Source organism: Pseudonocardia sp. NPDC046786, assembly GCF_040645415.1.
Lineage (GTDB): Bacteria > Actinomycetota > Actinomycetes > Mycobacteriales > Pseudonocardiaceae > Pseudonocardia > Pseudonocardia kongjuensis.
Genome location: NZ_JBEYYF010000012.1, coordinates 165,766 through 178,766, shown reverse-complemented (window position 1 = coordinate 178,766; position 13,001 = coordinate 165,766). Strand labels below are relative to the sequence as shown.

Here is a 13,001-nt window from a genome sequence, read left to right as displayed (position 1 = left end):
CTCAGTAGCTGCGCGGGAGGCCGAGGACCTGGGTGCCGATGTGGGCGAGCACCAGCTCCTCGGCCACCGGGATGTTGCGGGCGATCCGGGCGTCCCGGAACAGCCGCTCCACCGGGTACTCCTTCGAGTAGGCCATCCCGCCGAAGGTCTGGAACGCCCGCTCGGCCGCCTCCCAGCCGACCTGCGCGCCGGTCAGCTTCGCGATGTTGGTCTCGGCGTGGCAGGGCAGGTCGTTGTCGAACAGCCAGGCGGCCTTGTAGGTCATCAGCCTGCCCAGCTCGGTCTTCGCCTTGATCTGCGCCAGCGGGAACTGGATGCCCTGGTTGGCGCCGATCGGGCGGCCGAAGACCTGCCGCTCGGTGGCGTAGCGGACGGCGACGTCCAGCGCGGCGTCGGCGGTGCCGACCCCGCCCGCGGCGGCCAGGATCCGCTCCGGGTTGAGCACGTCCCACAGCACCGCGAAGCCCCGGCCGACCTCGCCGATCACGTTGTCCGCGGGCACCCGGACGCCGTCGAGGAAGACCTGGCTGGAGGTCACCACGTTCGAGCCCATCTTCGGGATCGGCGTCCAGCGCAGGGTGCCTGCCTCCGCGGCCTCCCTCACGTCGACCAGGAAGAGCGTGAACCCCGAGGTGCGGGGCCGGGCGTCACCGGCCGGGACGGTGCGGGTCACCGCGATCATCCAGTCGGCGTTCTCCAGGCCGGAGATCCAGATCTTCTGCCCGTCGCGCACGAAGTCGTCGCCGTCGCGCACGGCGCGGGTGCGGATCGACAGCGCGTCGCTGCCGGCGTCGGGCTCGGTGAGGCCCAGGCAGAACTGCACCTCGCCGGCCGCCAGCCCGGGCAGCAGCGCCCGCTTCTGCTCCTCGGTGCCGTGCCGGGTCAGCGTGGTCGCGCCGAAGCCGGGGGTCAGGATGTAGAGGAAGATCCCGCCGGTGCCGCCGGACGCGGCCAGCGTCTCGCAGGCGACGGCCAGCTCCAGCATCCCCTGCCCGCCGCCGCCGTACTCCTCGGGGACGGTCAGGCCCAGCCAGCCGCCGTCGGCGAGATCGCGCCACGCCTCCCAGGGGAACCGGTGCTCCTCCTCCAGCCGGGACCAGTAGGCGTGGTCGTAGCGCGCTCCGATCGCGCGCACCCCCTCCTGCACGGCCTGCGCGGTGTCGGGGAGCGTGAAGTCCATCGTGGCGGTTCCTCTCAGACCAGCGGGCGGCCGATCCGGCGACGCAGCCGGAGATCGGCCAGGAAGGCGTTGTAGGGCAACCGGCGCAGCGTCGGCGGGAGCCGGAACAACCGGTCGCCGGTGCGGCGCAGGCGACTCTCGAACTCGCGCCGGTCGGCATCGGACCACGGCAGGTCCAGCATGCTCCGGAACGGCTCGTGCAGGAACCCGGTGGTGAGCCAGCGGCTGCGTTCGCGGCCGATCCGGCCGGGCCGGCCGAGGTACTCGCGGTCCAGCAGTCGTCCGAAGTGGCAGCGCATCTCGTCGTCGATCGGCACCTGCGCCAGCCCGGCGGTCCAGTACTCCTCGAACGCTGCGCGATGGGCCGGCCACTGCTCGGGGCGCACCTGCAGCGTGCTGCCGAGCACCACGCACTCGCGGTAGACGTGATCGGGCAGCCAGGTTCCCGGCCGGCCGGTGAGCAGCCCCCAGGTGTCCTCGAACGCCCGGTCTACGGCGGCCTCGACGGGGACCGGCGCCGGGCGGACCGGCGGGCCCGGCTGGTGGAGGCCGGGCTCGACCTGCTCGGCACGCCCGGCGCGGAGCTCACGGTCCGCGGAGCCTGCCGGGCCGCCGGGCTGGCCGGGCGCTACTTCTACGAGAGCTTCGCCGACCGCGACGCGCTCGCCGCCGCCGTCCACGACGAGGTGGTCCACGGGATCGCCGGGGCCGCCTCGGCGGCCGTCGACGCACCCGGTCCCGCCGCGCGCGACCGGGTGCGCGCCGGCGTGGCCGCGATCGTCGGGACGTTGGCCGAGGATCCCCGCCGGGGGCGGGTGCTGTTCGGACCGGACCTCGCGGCCCGGCACGAGGAGTCGGCGCGGCTGTTCGTGACGCTGTTCGCCCGCCGGCAGCCCGATCCGGACGAACTGGTCGCCTCGTTCGCCGTGGGCGGTCTCGCCCGGGTGCTCGGCAGCTGGCCGGCCGGCGACCTGGTGCTCCCGCGCGCGGAGCTGGTCGACCGGTGCACCGGCCTCCTGCTCGCGGTGCAGCGTTCCAGGGTCCAGCTTCGCGCGTGCCCGGTGCAACGCGCGGCTCGATCTCGCCACCTTCGTCACCACCTGGCCGAGCCGCAGGCGGAGCGGCTGATGGCCGAGTCGCTCGACAAGAACATGATCGACAAGGACGAGTACCCGCGCACCGCCGATCTGGAGCAGCGGTGCTGGAGCGGGTGCGCCGCCAGTCCGCGCCGGTGCGCGGCGCCGACGGGGCCGGGTTCGCACACGGAACGCGCTCGTCACCGGCCTGAGCCGCTGCTAGCGTGCCGGGTGCGCCCCCGACGGGCCCAGCGGAAGGAGCACGAAACCCCGCCGACGCCACGCGTCGGTCACCCGCACGGGCCCGCGGGCGCAACGCTCCTTCACGTCTCCCCGTGGTGCCCGCACCCACCTCGTGAGGAGAGCCATGCCCTGCACGTTCAACCACACCATCGTCGCCGCCCGGGACCGCGCGGAGTCGGCGGCCTTCTTCCGTCGCGTGTTCGAGGCGGCGGACGCCCCGTCCTGGGGGCCGTTCACCAACCTCGCGCTGGACGGCGGCGTGCTGATCCAGTTCGCCGACCTGCCGGCCGACGCGTTCGGGCAGATCCAGCCGCAGCACTACGCCTTCCTGGTCGACGACGCGCTGTTCGACCGGGCGTACGCCCGGCTGGTCGCCGACGGCGTCGAGCACTGGGCCGATCCACGGATGCGGCGGCCCGGCGAGATCAACCACGGGCACGGCGGGCGCGGGGTCTACTTCCGCGACCCGGCCGGGCACTTCTTGGAGATGATCACCAGCCCGTACGTCTGAGGCCTCGGCCGTGATCCGCAGGGCATGCTGGTGGGGTGAGCTCCTCCTGCGCGACCGATCCCGCGATCGCCCGAGCCCGCCGCTGGCTGGACGCCACCCGCGTCCACCCGGACCGGGCGCCCGGCTGGATGCACCCGCTGCTGCGCGGGCTGGACTCGGCCGGGCCCGACGACATCAGTGCCAACGACCTGGCGCCCGACGGGATCGCGGCCCGCCAGTCCGCGGTGCTGGTGCTGCTGTCCGACGGGCCGGACGGGCCCGAGGTCGTCCTGGAGCGGCGGGCCCGCCGGCTGCGCCACCACTCCGGCGAGGTCTGCTTCCCGGGCGGTCGCCGCGACGACGGCGATCACGACCCGGTCGCCACCGCGCTGCGCGAGGCACGCGAGGAGACCGGCCTCGATCCGTCCGGTGTGGACGTCGTCGCGACGTTCCCGCGGCTGGTACTGCTGACCGGGTTCCACGTCACCGCCGTGCTCGGGCACTGGACCGCCCGCAGCACGCTGACCACCGCCGATCCGGCCGAGACCGAGGCGGTGCTGCAGGTCCCGCTGCGCACCCTCGCCGAGCCCGCACACCGGTTCCGGATGCGGGCCGGGGGCGGCGCCTGGCGGGGTCCGGCGTTCCAGGTCGGTGACGACGTCGTGTGGGGCTACACCGGCGAGGTGCTCGACGCGGTGCTGCGGCTGGGCGGCTGGCACCGCGACTGGCCGTCCGGTCCCGAGCGGGACCGGGAGGACCTGTAGCCGCGGCCGGGCCAGGGCCGCTCAGCGGCGGCCCTGCTTCGCCTGCTGCACCAACTCGTACACCTGCCCGCGCAGCTCCGCGAAGCGGGACGCACCCCGGGTGGTCAGCTGGTCGCGCTCGGCGGGCAGGTCGACCGGCACGTCGGCCAGCACGACCGTCGGCGCGTGCGAGAGCACCAGCACCCGCTGGCCGAGGTAGACGGCCTCGTCGATGTCGTGGGTCACGAACAGCACGGTGACGCCGAGCCGCTTCCAGAGGTCACGGACCAGGTCCTCCAGCTCGGCCCGGGTCTGTGCATCGACCGCGGCGAACGGCTCGTCCATGATCAGCAGCCGCGGCTCGTAGGCGATCGCGCGGGCGATCGCGACCCGCTGCTGCATGCCACCGGACAGCTCGTAGGGATGCTTCTCCCCCGCCGCGCCGAGCCCGACAGCCTCCAGCGAGGTGTCGACCAACCGGGTCCGCTCCGCCTTCGGGAGACCCTTCTCGCGGAGCGGGAGGTCCACGTTCTGCCGGACGGTCAGCCAGGGGAACAGGCTGCGTCCGTACTCCTGGAACACCACGGCCATCCCGGGCGGCGGCTCGGTGACCCGGGTGCCCTCCAGCAGGACGTCGCCGGAGGTGGCGCCGAGCAGCCCGGCGATGCACTTGAGCAGCGTCGTCTTGCCCGCGCCGGAGGGGCCGACGATGCAGAGCAGCTCCCCCGGTGCGATGTCGAAGGTCAGGTCCCGGATCGCCTCGGTCTCCCGGCCGGCCCCGTAGTAGATCTTGCGCAGCCCGTGCACGGCCAGGATCGGCTCGGTCAGCTGTGCTGCGGAGGTCGTGGAGGTCATGCTCAGCCCTTCTCCCGGTCGGCCCGGCGCGCCCCGTCGTACCACGCGAGCGCGCGGGACTCGACGAGACGGAAGATCATCGACAGCAGCACCCCGATCAGGCCGAGCAGGATGATCCCGCTCCACATCTCGGGGATCGCGAACTGCCGCTGGAACTGCACGATGGTGAAGCCGAGGCCGTTGCTGGCCGCGAACATCTCGGAGATGACCATCAGGATGATGGCGATGGACAGCGACTGCCGTGCACCGGCCGCGATCTGCGGGCTCGCCGCGGGCAGGATCAGCCGGCGCAGCCGGGTGAGCGGGCGCAGCCGGTACACCCGGGCGGTGTCGCGCTGCACCTCGTCGACCCCGCGCACACCCTCGACGGTGTTGAGCAGCACCGGCCACAGCGCGCCGGACACGATGACGACGATCTTCATCCCGTCGCCGATGCCGGCGAACAGGATGATGATCGGCACCAGGATCGGCGGCGGCAGCGCGCGGAAGAACTCCAGCGCCGGTTCGAGCAGCAGCCGCAGCCGCCGGAACGAGCCGATCGCGATCCCGGCGCCGATGCCGATCACCAGCGCGAGCGTGTAGCCCACGAGCAGCCTGCCCAGGCTGGGCAGCACGTCCTGGGCGAACCGGCCGTCGAACCAGGTGCCGGGGAACGCGGTGAGGATGGACTGCAGCGAGGGCCAGTAGAAGCTGCTGCTGTTCGCGGTCGCGATCCACCAGATCGCGACCAGGACGAGCGGCAGGCCCAGCACCCGCAGCGTGGAGCGCAGTGCGCCGGTCATGCCGCCACCTCCCGCCGGACGGACGGGTGCCAGCGCAGCGCGCGCCGCTCGACGAGCCGGGCGCCGAGATTGACCAGCACCCCGATCGCGCCGGTGACCAGCACCAGCGCGTACATGACCTCGACGGCGCCGGAGCTCTGCGCCACCGCGATCTCGCGGCCCAGGCCGGGCGAGCCGATGATCAGCTCGCCGGTGACCTCCAGGATCAGGGCGACCGCGGCCGCCAGCCGGAAGCCGGTCATCACGTAGGGCAGCGCGGTCGGCCAGACCACGGTGCGGACCCGGGTCCAGGGCCGGAACCGGTAGGACCGGGCGGTCTCCCGGGCGACCGGGTCGACGTCGGCGACGCCGTAGAGCACCTGGACGAGCACCTGCCAGAACGCGGCGTACACCACGAGCAGCAGGGTGGACCGCATGTCGGTGCCGAACAGCAGCACGGCCAGCGGGATCAGCGCGACCGAGGGGATCGGGCGCAGGAACTCGATGGTCGAGCCGGTCACCGCCCGCAGCATCGGGGTGGTCCCGATGACGATGCCGACGGCGGTCCCGGCGAGCAGCGCGATGGCCAGGCCGGTGCCCCAGCCGAGCAGGGTCGATCCGAGCGCCGACCAGAACGCGGGCTCGGCCGCCTGCCTGCCGAGCTCGGCCAGCATCGCGCTGATCGGCGGCAGGTAGCGGGAGTCGACCAGCCCGGTCCTCGGGAGCAGCTCGGCGACCGCGACCAGACCGGCGATGCCGACGAGGCCGAGCAGCGGATCGATCCGCAGGCCCCGGCGGCGCGGTGGCGCGGGCGCGGCCGTCCCGGTGCCGGGCGGCGAGAGGCCGGTGACCGAGCTGGTCACGACTGCGGCAGCACCATCGAGGCCGCGTCGAACGGCGCGTCGATGATCTGGAAGCGGTGCATCAGATCGGCGATCCGCTGCACCTGGTCGGTGTCGAGCTCGATCTCGAAGCGGGGCATCTCGATCTCGGCGACGACCTCGGCGGGCACCTGGGTGTAGGTCGGGACGAGCTCGACCAGGGTGTCCCGATCGTCGTGCAGCGCCTCGGCGGACGCGGTCAGGGCCCGGCGGAAGCTCGCGATCGCCTCCGGGTTCTCCTGGGCGTACTGCTCGGTGGTCAGCCAGCCGGCCACCGGCATGTCCGCGGACGCGCCGGAGAACAGCGGGAACAGCTCGCGGGCGCCGCCGGCCAGCGCGCTCGCCCGGAACGGCTCGACCTGCCAGATCGCGTCGACGTCGCCGCGGTCCAGCGCGGCCTGCATGTCCGGCAGCGGCAGCTCGACGAACCGGATGCTCGCCGGATCGACGCCGACGCCCTCCAGGTGGGTCTGCACGCCGACGGTGCCGATGTTCTCCAGGTTGTTCACCGCGACCGAGCCGCCGGCCAGGTCGGCCGCCTCCTGCATCGGCGAGTCCTGGGCGACCATGATGCCGTGATCGGTGTTGCCGATGTCGTTGCCCGCCACGAACCGGACCGGGAGGCCCTGCTGGGCGGCGAGGATCGCCGAGGTGTAGTTGCCGTAGGTGATGTCGTACTCCCCCGCCATCAGCGACGGGATGGCCTGCGCGCCACCGGCGGTCTGCATCAGCTCGACCTGCATGCCCTCGGCGTCGAAGGCGCCGCTCTGCTCGGCGTGGACGACCGAGGCGGTGTGCACGAGCGGGAAGTAGCCGATCCGGACCGGGTCGTCGGCACCGCCCGTCCCGGAACCTCCGGTGCCGCAGGCGGAGACCGCGAGCGCGGTGGCCGCGGTGAGCGCGAGGGCGCCAAGACCGCGGCGTGAGAGACGGTGAAGCAAGGTCGTGTCCCCTTTTCGACGTCGTCGTCGGGACGGCGCCGGCGGAGTGCGCCCGGCCGTCCGTGGTGGTGCCGGGGAGCATGGTCGACTCGGCTCCGCGGTCGACACAGAACTTTCAATCAATGAGATTGATACTGAGTTGTCTCACGTGTCGGGTTCGGCGTGCGCGCGCCGCAGGACGAGCCCGATCTCCATCGCGACGGCGCGCAACGCGGGGAGGAAGCCGAAGACCCGGTCGTCGTTGGGCACGATCACCGACAGCGCGGCGACCGGTGAGCCGTCGGCCTCGCGCACCGGCACGGCGAGACCGCAGGCGACGTGCTCGACCCAGCCGGGCGAGGTGACGAAGCCGTTGCGGCGGGCCTCGGCGAGCGCGGACCGCAGCCGGTCCGGATCGCCGATCGTCCGGCGGGTGTAGGTCGGCAGCGGCCCGGCGAGCGCCTCCTCCTGGCGTTCCGGATCGGCGTGCGCGAGCAGCAGGACGCCGGGGGCGGTCGCGGTGGCGGGCATCCGGCCGGCCACCCGGGACAGATTGACCACCGCGCCCGGGGCGGAGAGCCGCTCCAGGAACAGGATGTCCATCCCCTCCAGCACGCTGAGCTGCGCGTGATGGCCGACCAGGTGCGTGAGGTCCTTGAGGAACGGCAGCGCGACCTGGCGCAGGGTCAGCGTCGGCGACGCCCGCAGACCCAGCTCCCACAGCCGCAGGCCAATCTGCACGGTCCGCCCCGGGCCGCGGGAGAGCAGGCCGTGCCCGGTCAGCTCGGCGACCAGCCGGGACGTCGTCGAGATGTGCAGCCCGGCCCGCCGGGAGATCTCCGAGACGCTCAGCGTCGTCTCGCCCGGCGAGAAGGCCTCGAAGATCCGGACGGCGCGGGCGAGCACCGACTCCCCCGTCGGAGTGCGTGACACGCCGGGATTCTGACACGGGCACTCCCGTCGAATGAAACTCCGCTGTTCGGGCCGGTGGCCCGCCACGCACCATCGCCGGGGAACGGCGAACGGTCGACGAGGCGGGGAGTGACCAGGTGGGATCGGACGAGCAGGTGGCCGGGGCGATCGGGCGCAGGCTGGCGGAACTCGGCGTGACCGACGTGTTCGGGGTGGTCGGGAGCGGCAACTTCCACGTGACGAACGCGCTGGTCGCCGGGGGTGCGAGCTTCGTCGCCGCGCGGCACGAGGCCGGCGCGACGGTGATGGCCGACGCGCACTCGCGGGTCACCGGCAGACCGGCCGTGGTCTCGGTGCACCAGGGCCCGGGGCTGACCAACGCGGTCACCGGGATCGTCGAGGCGGCGAAGAGCCGGACCCCGCTGCTGGTGCTCACCGGCGCGACCGCGCTGCCCGACGTCACGAGCAACTTCGTGCTGGACCAGACCGCCCTGCTGCGCGCGGCGGGCGCCGTCGTGGAGACGGTCACGACGCCGGCCACCGCGGTGCAGGAGGCGGTGCGCGCCTACCGGCGGGCCCGGGACGGGAACACGGTGGTACTCCAGCTCCCGCTGGACGTGCAGGACGCGCCGTGCCCGCCGGCCGCGGCCGCGCCCGGGCCGCCCGAGGTGCTGGTCGAGTCGGAGCCCTCGGCCGAGGCGGTCACCCGGCTCGCCGATCTGCTCGCCGGCGCCCGGCGGCCGGTGCTGCTCGGCGGGCGCGGCGCGCGGAACGCGCGCGGCCCGATCGAGGAGCTGGCCGACGCCACCGGTGCGCTGCTCACCACCTCCGCGGTGGCCCGCGGGTTGTTCGCGGGCAACCCGTGGAGCGTCGACGTGTCCGGCGGGTTCGCCACGCCGACCGCGGCCGAGCTGCTCGGCGGGGCCGATCTGCTGGTGTCGTTCGGCGCCTCGCTGAACCAGTGGACCACCCGGGGCGGGTCGCTGCCCGGGCCGGGGACGACCGTCGTCCAGGTCGACCGGGACCCGGCGGTGATCGGCGTGCACCGCGGCGTCGATCTCGGGGTGGTCGGCGACACCGGGCGCACCGCCCGCGCGCTGCTCACCGAGCTGGCCCGGCGCGGCGGCCCACCGTCGGCGCAGCGCACCCCCGAGCTGAAGGCCCGGATCGCCGGCGGCCGCTGGCGCGACGTGCCCTACGCCGACACCGGCACGCCCGGCGACGGCGGCGGTGCGCTGATCGACCCGCGGACCGTGACGATCGCGCTGGACGACCTGCTGCCGGCCGACCGGACGCTCGCCGTGGACGGCGGCAACTTCGTCGGCTACCCGAGCATGTTCCTCGACGTCGTGCAGGACGGCTTCGTGATGCCGCTGGCCTTCCAGTCGATCGGCCTCGGGCTGGCCGCCGGGATCGGGGCCGCCGTCGCGCGGCCGGACCGGGTGACCGTCGCCGCGGTCGGCGACGGCGGCTTCATGATGAGCCTGGTCGAGCTGGACACCGCCGTCCGCGCCCGGTTGCCGCTGGTCGTCCTGGTCTACGACGACGCCGCCTACGGCGCGGAGGTCCAGCACTTCGGCCCCTCCGGGCACCCGACGGACCTGGTCGAGTTCCCGGACACCGATCTCGCGGCGATCGCCCGCGGCTTCGGCTGCGACGCCGCCGTGGTGCGCTCGGTGCCGGACGTGACCGCGGCCGTGACCGATTGGCTGGCAGGCCCGCGGGACCGCCCGCTGGTGCTCGACGCGAAGATCACCGCGTTCCCCAGCTGGGTGCTTGCGCACTCGTTCGAGGATCACTGACCGGCACCGCCCGCCCGGCGCTCAGCGTCCGCCCGATCCCCCGGGCGGCGGCCAGCAGGACCGGCACATGGGCCTGCGCGTGGCCGTCGTTCGGGACGATCACCGACAGCGCGGCGACCACCTCGTTCAGCGCGCCCCGGACCGGGACGGCGACCCCGGCCGCGTCCGGGTGCAGGTGGCCGGGCAGCACGGCGTACCCGGTCCGCCGGATCGTGGCCAGCGACTCGCGCAATGCCTCCGGGGTGGCCACGCTGCGCGCCGTGCAGCGCTCCAGCGTCCCGGCGAGCACCCGGTCCTGCAGCTCGCGCGGTGCGTGCGCGAGCAGCACCTGCCCGGACGACGAGAGGTGCAGCGGGATCCGGCCGGCGATCCGGCTGTAGTTGATGATCGCGTCCCGCGCGGAGAGCCGTTCGACGAACAGCACGTCGGTACCGTCCAGCACACCGAGCTGGGTGTGCTGGACGACGACGGCGTGCACGTCCTCCAGGTAGGGCAGCGCGGCGTCGCGCAGCGACATGGTCGGTGACGCCCGGGCCGCCAGCTCCCACAGCCGGACGCCGACCCGCACCTCGCGGTGCGGCCCGCGCTCCAGCAGGCCGTGCGTGACCAGCTCGGCCACCAGCCGGGACGCGGTCGCCACGTGCAGCCCGCTGCGGCGGGCGATCTCGGAGACCCGCAGCTCCGGCTCGTCGGGGGTGAAGGCCGCGATCACCCGCACCGCGCGGGCCAGCGACGACTCCCCGGTGGCGGCTCTGGACACGGCGCGATCCTGCCAGCTCTCTCGTCCATTGAGAAGTTGCTACTCCGGCGGCCGGTTGTCGGCGGAACCTGATGACGACGACGAGGAGGTCGGGTGAGCGATACCCAGGTGTTCGAGACCGGATCGGCCGGATCGGCCGGGCCGGCAGCGCGGAGCGACGCGGAGGCCACCACCCTGCGGGTCGCGGCGAAGCGTCCGCGGGCCGACGGCGTGGTGGAGCTGGAGCTGGTCCCGCCCGCCGGGCGGCGGTTGCGGGACTGGGCGCCCGGCGCGCACATCGACCTGCAGCTGCAGAACGGCATGACCCGGCAGTACTCGCTGTGCGGGGACCGCTGGGACCCGCACCGCTACCGGGTGGCGGTGCTGCGCGAGCCGGACGGCCGCGGCGGTTCGGCCGCCGTGCACGACGAGCTCGCGGTGGGCGACGAGATCGGCGTCGGCGGGCCGCGGAACAACTTCCCGCTGGTGCCCTCCGAGCAGTACCTGTTCGTGGCAGGCGGGATCGGGATCACCCCGCTGCTGCCGATGGTCGTGCAGGCCGATCTGCTCGACGCCGACTGGCGGCTGCTCTACGGCGGCCGGAGCCGCAGCTCGATGGCGTTCCTGGACGAGCTGGCCGGCTACGGCGACCGGGTCGTCGTCGCCCCGCAGGACGAGACCGGGCTGCTCGACCTGCCCGGCTTCCTCGGGACGCCGCGCCCCGGGGTGCGGGTGTACGCCTGCGGCCCGGCGCCGCTGCTCGCCGCGACCGAGACCGCCTGCGCGGACTGGCCGGAACACACCCTGCACACCGAGCGCTTCGTCAGCGCGGAACCGGCCGCCCCCGCCCGTCGCACACCGTTCGAGATCGAGCTGGCCCGCACCGGCGTGACGGTGCGGGTCGCCCCGGACCGGACCGTGCTCGACGCGGTCGCCGAGGTCGGGGTGGAGGTGCTGTCGTCCTGCCGCCGCGGGGTCTGCGGCACCTGCGAGACCGAGGTCCTCTCCGGCGACCCGGACCACCGCGACGCACTGCTCACCGATCACGAGCGGGAGGCCGGCGACTGCATGTTCATCTGCGTGTCCCGCTCCCGCAGCGACCGGCTCGTGCTCGATCTCTGATCTCCCGAACCGCGGAGGAACCGCTGTGACCAGCACACCGACCAGTACACCGACCGGCACCCCCGGCGTCCCCGGGGGTGCCGTGCTGCCCACCGACGACACCGACCCGTTCTCGCACGACGTGCTGGAGGACCCGATCCCGCTGCACACCGCGCTGCGCGACGCCGGCCCGGTGGTGCACCTGACCCGGTACGACGTGTACGCGTTCGCCCGCTACGAGCAGGTGCACGCCGCGCTGGTGGACTGGCAGGGATTCCAGTCCTCGGCCGGGGTGGGGCTGTCCAACTTCCGCTACGAGAAGCCGTGGCGACCGCCGAGCCTGCTGTTGGAGGCCGACCCGCCGCGGCACGACGCGCCCCGCCGGGTGCTGAGCACGGTGCTCGGCCCGCGCGCGCTGCGCCGGCTGCGCGCGGGCTGGCTGGCCGACGCCGAGGCGCTCCTCGACGAGGTGCTGGCCGACGGCGACGAGTTCGACGGGGTCCGCTCGCTGGCCGAGGCGTTCCCGCTGCGGGTGTTCCCGGACGCCGTCGGGATCGGGAAGGACGGCCGGGAGAACCTGCTGCCCTACGGCGACTTCCTGTTCAACGCGTTCGGCCCGCACAACGACCTGGTCGCCGCGGCGGCGCCGCAGGCCGGCGAGCTGGCGGCCTGGGTGAACGCCCAGTGCGGCCGCGACGCGCTCAGCGAGGACGGCTTCGGCGCCCGGATCTGGGCCGCCGCCGACCGCGGCGAGATCACCCACGAGCAGGCCCCGCTGCTCGTCCGCTCGCTGCTCTCCGCGGGCGTCGACACCACCGTGCACGCGCTGTCCGCCGTGCTCCACGCGTTCGCCACCGCTCCCGGGCAGTGGGAGCGGCTGCGCGAGCGGCCCTCGCTCGCCCGGGTCGCCTTCGACGAGGCGATCCGCTGGGAGTCGCCGGTGCAGACCTTCTTCCGGACCGCGACCACCGACGTCCGGGTCGGCGACCACGTGATCCCGGAGGGCAGGAAGATCCTGATGTTCCTCGGGTCCGCCAACCGGGACCCGCGCCGCTGGACCGACCCGGACGTGTTCGACCTGTCCCGCGACCCGTCCGGGCACGTCGGGTTCGGGATGGGCCTGCACCAGTGCGTCGGCCAGCACGTCGCCCGGCTGGAGGCGGAGGCGCTGCTCACCGCGCTGGCGTCGCGGGTACGCGGCATCGAGCTCGCCGGCCCGACCGTGCGCCACCACAACAACACCCTGCGGGCCTGGGAGTCGATGCCGCTGCGCATCCAGCGGTGAGGCGGGCGGGCCG

General features: G+C 74.0%; 13 protein-coding genes and 1 pseudogene. 6 read left to right on the top strand and 8 right to left on the bottom strand.

The features are described from left to right. Position 1 precedes the first annotated feature (1 nt). Entirely contained in the window at positions 2-1,180 is a 1,179-nt protein-coding gene (locus ABZ881_RS17160) for an acyl-CoA dehydrogenase family protein (RefSeq protein ID WP_358485524.1), read from the bottom strand. 14 nt (positions 1,181-1,194) lie between these two features. After that, complete coding sequence (locus ABZ881_RS17155; protein WP_358485523.1) at positions 1,195-2,268, bottom strand: oxygenase MpaB family protein; 1,074 nt, start codon at positions 2,266-2,268, stop codon at positions 1,195-1,197. Between ABZ881_RS17155 and ABZ881_RS17150 the strand changes: the two are divergent. The 3 genes and pseudogenes from ABZ881_RS17150 to ABZ881_RS17140 form a co-directional block, all read left to right on the top strand. Next, positions 2,246-2,382, top strand: a pseudogene (locus tag ABZ881_RS17150) (glutamate decarboxylase); the annotation flags it as partial. The gene ABZ881_RS17155 and the pseudogene ABZ881_RS17150 sit on opposite strands and share 23 nt — an antisense overlap. Positions 2,383-2,623: 241 nt before the next feature. Further along, entirely contained in the window at positions 2,624-3,010 is a 387-nt protein-coding gene (locus ABZ881_RS17145) for a VOC family protein (RefSeq protein WP_358485521.1), read from the top strand. A 35-nt stretch (positions 3,011-3,045) separates the two neighbouring features. Continuing rightward, a complete protein-coding gene (locus ABZ881_RS17140) occupies positions 3,046-3,753 on the top strand; it encodes a CoA pyrophosphatase (RefSeq protein WP_358485520.1) in 708 nt (235 codons plus the stop codon). A 21-nt stretch (positions 3,754-3,774) separates the two neighbouring features. Here ABZ881_RS17140 and ABZ881_RS17135 read toward each other — a convergent pair whose 3' ends face one another. The 5 genes from ABZ881_RS17135 to ABZ881_RS17115 form a co-directional block, all read right to left on the bottom strand. Then, positions 3,775-4,587 (bottom strand): ABC transporter ATP-binding protein, encoded by an 813-nt coding sequence (locus tag ABZ881_RS17135; RefSeq protein ID WP_358485518.1) that lies wholly within the window; start codon positions 4,585-4,587, stop codon positions 3,775-3,777. 2 nt (positions 4,588-4,589) lie between these two features. Then, a complete protein-coding gene (locus tag ABZ881_RS17130) occupies positions 4,590-5,369 on the bottom strand; it encodes an ABC transporter permease subunit (protein WP_358485517.1) in 780 nt (259 codons plus the stop codon). Further along, positions 5,366-6,211 (bottom strand): ABC transporter permease, encoded by an 846-nt coding sequence (locus ABZ881_RS17125; RefSeq protein WP_358485515.1) that lies wholly within the window; start codon positions 6,209-6,211, stop codon positions 5,366-5,368. Before ABZ881_RS17125 ends, ABZ881_RS17130 begins: the two co-directional genes overlap by 4 nt. After that, positions 6,208-7,170, bottom strand: a complete 963-nt coding sequence (locus ABZ881_RS17120) for an ABC transporter substrate-binding protein (protein ID WP_358485513.1) — start codon at positions 7,168-7,170, stop codon at positions 6,208-6,210. Before ABZ881_RS17120 ends, ABZ881_RS17125 begins: the two co-directional genes overlap by 4 nt. A 144-nt stretch (positions 7,171-7,314) precedes the next feature. Continuing rightward, positions 7,315-8,082, bottom strand: coding sequence for an IclR family transcriptional regulator (locus ABZ881_RS17115; protein WP_358485511.1), 768 nt, complete (start codon positions 8,080-8,082; stop codon positions 7,315-7,317). A gap of 116 nt (positions 8,083-8,198) precedes the next feature. Between ABZ881_RS17115 and ABZ881_RS17110 the strand changes: the two genes are divergently transcribed. Next, on the top strand, positions 8,199-9,863 hold the full coding sequence (locus tag ABZ881_RS17110; protein ID WP_358485510.1) for a thiamine pyrophosphate-binding protein: 1,665 nt from the start codon (positions 8,199-8,201) through the stop codon (positions 9,861-9,863). On the opposite strand, the gene ABZ881_RS17105 is transcribed toward ABZ881_RS17110, so the two are convergent. Beyond that, a complete protein-coding gene (locus tag ABZ881_RS17105; protein WP_358485508.1) occupies positions 9,814-10,623 on the bottom strand; it encodes an IclR family transcriptional regulator in 810 nt (269 codons plus the stop codon). The two genes, ABZ881_RS17110 and ABZ881_RS17105, sit on opposite strands and share 50 nt — an antisense overlap. A gap of 174 nt (positions 10,624-10,797) precedes the next feature. Between ABZ881_RS17105 and ABZ881_RS17100 the strand changes: the two genes are divergently transcribed. Continuing rightward, complete coding sequence (locus ABZ881_RS17100) at positions 10,798-11,724, top strand: PDR/VanB family oxidoreductase (RefSeq protein WP_358485565.1); 927 nt, start codon at positions 10,798-10,800, stop codon at positions 11,722-11,724. 85 nt (positions 11,725-11,809) lie between these two features. Next, on the top strand, positions 11,810-12,988 hold the full coding sequence (locus ABZ881_RS17095; RefSeq protein WP_358485563.1) for a cytochrome P450: 1,179 nt from the start codon (positions 11,810-11,812) through the stop codon (positions 12,986-12,988). The last annotated feature ends 13 nt before the right edge of the window (positions 12,989-13,001 follow it).